4 protein-coding genes are annotated in these 4,011 nt (G+C 54.1%); all 4 read right to left on the bottom strand.

What is annotated here, in order from left to right:
* Positions 1 to 62: 62 nt before the first annotated feature.
* Positions 63 to 1,343, bottom strand: a complete 1,281-nt coding sequence (gene yfmH / locus L692_RS0107190) for an EF-P 5-aminopentanol modification-associated protein YfmH (protein WP_025698497.1) — start codon at positions 1,341 to 1,343, stop codon at positions 63 to 65.
* A gap of 2 nt (positions 1,344 to 1,345) precedes the next feature.
* A complete protein-coding gene (yfmF, locus tag L692_RS0107185; protein WP_025698494.1) occupies positions 1,346 to 2,629 on the bottom strand; it encodes an EF-P 5-aminopentanol modification-associated protein YfmF in 1,284 nt (427 codons plus the stop codon).
* Positions 2,630 to 2,768: 139 nt separating this feature from the next.
* Positions 2,769 to 3,623, bottom strand: a complete 855-nt coding sequence (gene sleB / locus L692_RS0107180; RefSeq protein WP_025698493.1) for a spore cortex-lytic enzyme — start codon at positions 3,621 to 3,623, stop codon at positions 2,769 to 2,771.
* A gap of 186 nt (positions 3,624 to 3,809) precedes the next feature.
* A partial coding sequence (locus L692_RS28025; protein ID WP_036722480.1) for a DNA translocase FtsK occupies positions 3,810 to 4,011 on the bottom strand: 202 nt, incomplete at its 5' end.

Raw genomic sequence — 4,011 nt, 5'->3', positions numbered from 1 at the left:
CCCGCCGGTAACGAGCACCGTCGTTTCTCCCAGCGGCTTGCCGCTCTCCCCCACAATCTCCACTAAGGGTTCACCACCACGGATACGGCAAGCTGATCCCAGTCAATATGCTCACGCAACCGTTCGTTCACTTCATCCAGCGTGATCGATTCGTATTCCGGAAGGACACCGAAGAAGTCGCCGCCGCGGAACTGATAGCGGGTAAACTCATGGGCAATGCTCTCCGGAGAGTTCAGCATACGCAAATGTCCGCCGATTTTCTTGTTGCGGGCCCGGATAAAATCGCGTTCCTCGAAGCCCGTCTGAAGAATCGCGTCAATCTCCTCCCTGATCCGTTTCAGCAGCAGGTCGGGGTCCTTCGTGTCCCCGCCGATCGCGGAAAAGGCATACTGCGGCGAGCTGTTGTATTCATGTCCGAAGCTGTCGGAGATCAGCTCTTCATCGTACAGCTTCTGGTAGAGAGCGGTGCTGCTGCCAAGCAGAAGGTCAAGCATCAGTTTGGTGGTCAGATCGCGCCGGACAGCCGCCTTCCCTGACAGCCCGGCTTCTTTTTCCTTGAAACCGAACAGGCATTTAGGCATAGAAACGGCCAGCTTGTTCTCCAGACGCTTCACGCCAACCTCCTCCGGCTCCCGCTCAAAAATCCGTTCAATCTCGCCCTGCGGCTCGTAAGCCTTCCGGCCCTGATTATTTCGCACCAGCTCAAAGACCGCTTCCGGATCTACGCCCCCGACGATAAAGAGAAGCATGTTGCTCGGATGGTAAAAAGCATTGTAGCACGTATAGAGTGTTTCTTTGGTAATTGGCGAGATGGATTCCACCGTGCCGGCGATATCGATTCGTACCGGATTTTTCTGATACATTGCTGCGATCAGCCCGAAATAGACGCGCCAGTCCGGGTTGTCGGCATACATATTGATCTCCTGGCCGATGATGCCCTTCTCTTTCTCCACATTCTGGTCCGTAAAATAGGGGCGCTGCACAAAATCGATCAAGGTTTCGATATTCGTCTCTATTTTTTCGGTGGCGGAGAACAGATAAACCGTCTGCTCAAAGCTCGTAAAGGCATTGGCCGAGGCTCCGTTGGACGCAAAAGTGGCGAAAATGTCGCCTTCCGGCTCCTCGAACATTTTATGCTCCAAAAAGTGGGCGATGCCGTCCGGCACCGTTGTTTCCTCGCCTCCGGCTACGCGGAAATGATTATCCACCGAACCGTATTTGGTTGCAAATGTGGCGTATGTTTTGGTAAATCCCGGCTTCGGGAGCACATATACCTTCAGCCCGTTATCCAAAACTTCGTGATACAGCGTTTCCTGGAGCCTTTCATAATGGATCTGTTCCACAGCTACTCCTCCTTCTGTCCCGTCAGGAAATAGATCGTATCCAGCTGGACGGTAGCGGCTGCCCGCTTCACTTCTTCCGCGCCGGAAGCTTCCACCTGGCTCAGCAGCTCTTCCGCAGTACGGTCTTTGCCGGACAGCTGGCGGTTGAAATCAAATGCAATCATCTCAAAGGCGGAGTCCTGGATTTCCGAAAGCAGATTGCGGATCATCGCCTTGGTCTGATTCAGCTCCAGGTCGCTGATATTTCCCTTCTTCATTTCATCAAGCTGCTTGCGGATAATGTCCACGGCTTTGCCGTAGTTCTGAATTTCAATTCCCGACTGGATTGTGGCAATTCCCTTATGCCCATCGTAGCGGGAGGACGCGTAATAAGCCAGACTCTCCTTCTCCCGGACATTCACAAATAGCTTGGAATGAGGGTAACCGCCCAAAATGCCGTTGTACATCAGCGCATGGGCGTAGGCGTCGTCCTTGTAAGTAATGGAAGTGCGCAGGCCCATGTTCAGCTTGCCCTGGCCGACATCCATCCGTTCTTCGACTGTGCGGACGTCCGTAACGGTCCGTGGAGAGAACCGGGATTGATACGGGACGGAGACTGCGCGGCTGCCAAGGCCAAAATGCCGCTCCACCAGCTTCTCCACTTCTTCGGGCGTCGTGTCGCCGACGACATACAGATCAAGAATCGCTCCTTCCAGCCAGGAACGGTAGGAACGGTGCAGCGATTCCGGGGTAATCGCGTCCAGATCCGCCCTTTGTCCGAGCGGATGAAGCCGATACGGCTCTTCCCGGCACATTTCCTCGATACAGCGCTCGGCCGCATATCTGATTTTGTCATTGACGATAGCTTCCAGCTTCTTGCGCACCGTCTCACGCTCTGTTCCGACATAAGAAGCCCTGAAGCTGTCCCCTTCCAGCACAGGCTGGGTAATCACTTCTCCCAGAAAGGCGAACGACTGGCTAAGCAGGCTCTCCTTGCTCTGTACAAATGAATCGTTGATGGTGTCCATGCGGAACTGAATAATCTGATAATCGCCGCGCTTATACACATCGAATCCGAAGCCGGCCCCGTACAGCTCTTCCAGCCGTTCGCGGAACTGGGTTGTCTCCGGATAAGAGGCCGTACCCCGGCGGAGAACGAAAGGAATCAAGGCAGTGGGGGTGACCGTCTCTTCGGCCAAGGGAACGCCGGCATACAGCGATATCGCATAGGTCTTGAACGTCTTCGTCGGCAGCACGTGAATCCGGATGCCTCCTACGTTGCCATGCTGGAATACGTGATTGGTCAAGTCAAAAACTCCTTTACGGCCTGAATAGTTGCTTATATACCATGTTTATGAAGTAATATTCATTCTAAACCATTCCAAAGTAAGGAAGCAACCGAAAGACGAGTCTTCCGATTGCTTCTCGATAGCAGCGCGGTTTGGATTACATGCAGAAAATATGCTCGCCAATCGTCTTCACTTGCGGACGCGTCCAGATCCATTTGGAGGTTGCCGTCCTCGGATTGAAGTAATACAGACAGCCTCCCGTCGGGTCCCAGCCGTTGAGCGCCTGCTCAACCGCCTTGCGGGCCTGCTCATTGGGCGTCAGATAAATCTGTCCGTCGGCGACGGCGGTAAAGGCTCCGGGCTGGAAAATAACGCCCGATGGAGTGTTAGGAAAGCTCGGGGATTTGGTCCGGTTCAGAATGACCGCAGCAACAGCGACCTGTCCTTCAAACGGTTCCCCCCGCGATTCCCCGTAAACGGCGTTGGCCATAATCTTCAAGTCATTCTCGGACAATCCCATTGTATTTCCCGATGCCAACCCGGCCGTGTTGCTTGCCGTTTTATTGGCGCCCTGCTTGTTTGCCGCGTTTCTGGCGGTCTTCGTTCCGGAGGATGGCTCCGTCGGGCGCCAGTTTTTGGTGGCGTTGTACAGCTTCAGCTTCGTCTTTGCTCCGACAACGCCGTCGGCCTTCATGCCAAATTTCCATTGGAACCATTTGACTGAGTTCAACGTTGTGCTGCCGAAATGGCTGTCTATTTTGCCCGCGTAATATCCAAGGTGCTTGAGGCGTCCCTGAAGCTCGTAGACATCCTGTCCGGAGGCGCCGTATTTAATGGGGACCGTGCTGAAAGCCGGCATCGCCTCATCGTAAGTTCCGGCATCGGACGAAGAACCCTCGGCTGTCTGCGGAACCTTCGGCGATGTCTTCTCTCCGGCGAACCGTTCGATCAGCGGGGCTGACGCAAGCGTAAGGGCTAGTACGGCAATAATCCAAAGCTTCTGATTCTTCATTTGGCTTCGCTCTACCTTTCTCTTGTAAGTTCTGCATGGATGGCTAACGTTATTATGACGACAGCGCCAGAATCCTATGCACCGCCCTAATGAAAAGAAGGAGGAGCCGTTGAAGAATAAAACAACAAAAAGCGCTCCTTTTCCATAGAAAAAGAACGCTATGCTTAAATTGCTGCCCTGTAAGGATCAGGAGCTGATCCGGCTCTGCTGATACTGCTCCAGCGAGATCAGCACCTCCCGTGGCTTGCTGCCTTCGTAGGGTCCGATCACCCCTCTGGCCTCCATCGAATCGATCAGTCTGGCAGCGCGCGTGTATCCGACGCGCATTCTGCGCTGAAGCAGTGAAACTGAAGCCTGCTTGGCTTCCAGCACGATCTGCACCGCCTGC

This window comes from Paenibacillus forsythiae T98 (assembly GCF_000520735.1).
Classification (GTDB): domain Bacteria; phylum Bacillota; class Bacilli; order Paenibacillales; family Paenibacillaceae; genus Paenibacillus_AQ; species Paenibacillus_AQ forsythiae.
The sequence above is the reverse complement of the archived record's forward strand: the minus strand, read 5'-3'. Positions and strand labels throughout refer to the sequence as shown.

Coding starts and splice junctions, on each gene's coding strand:
- sleB (WP_025698493.1), bottom strand. CDS start 3,623: ATGAAGAATCAGAAGCTTTGGATTATTGCCGTACTAGCCCTTACGCTT.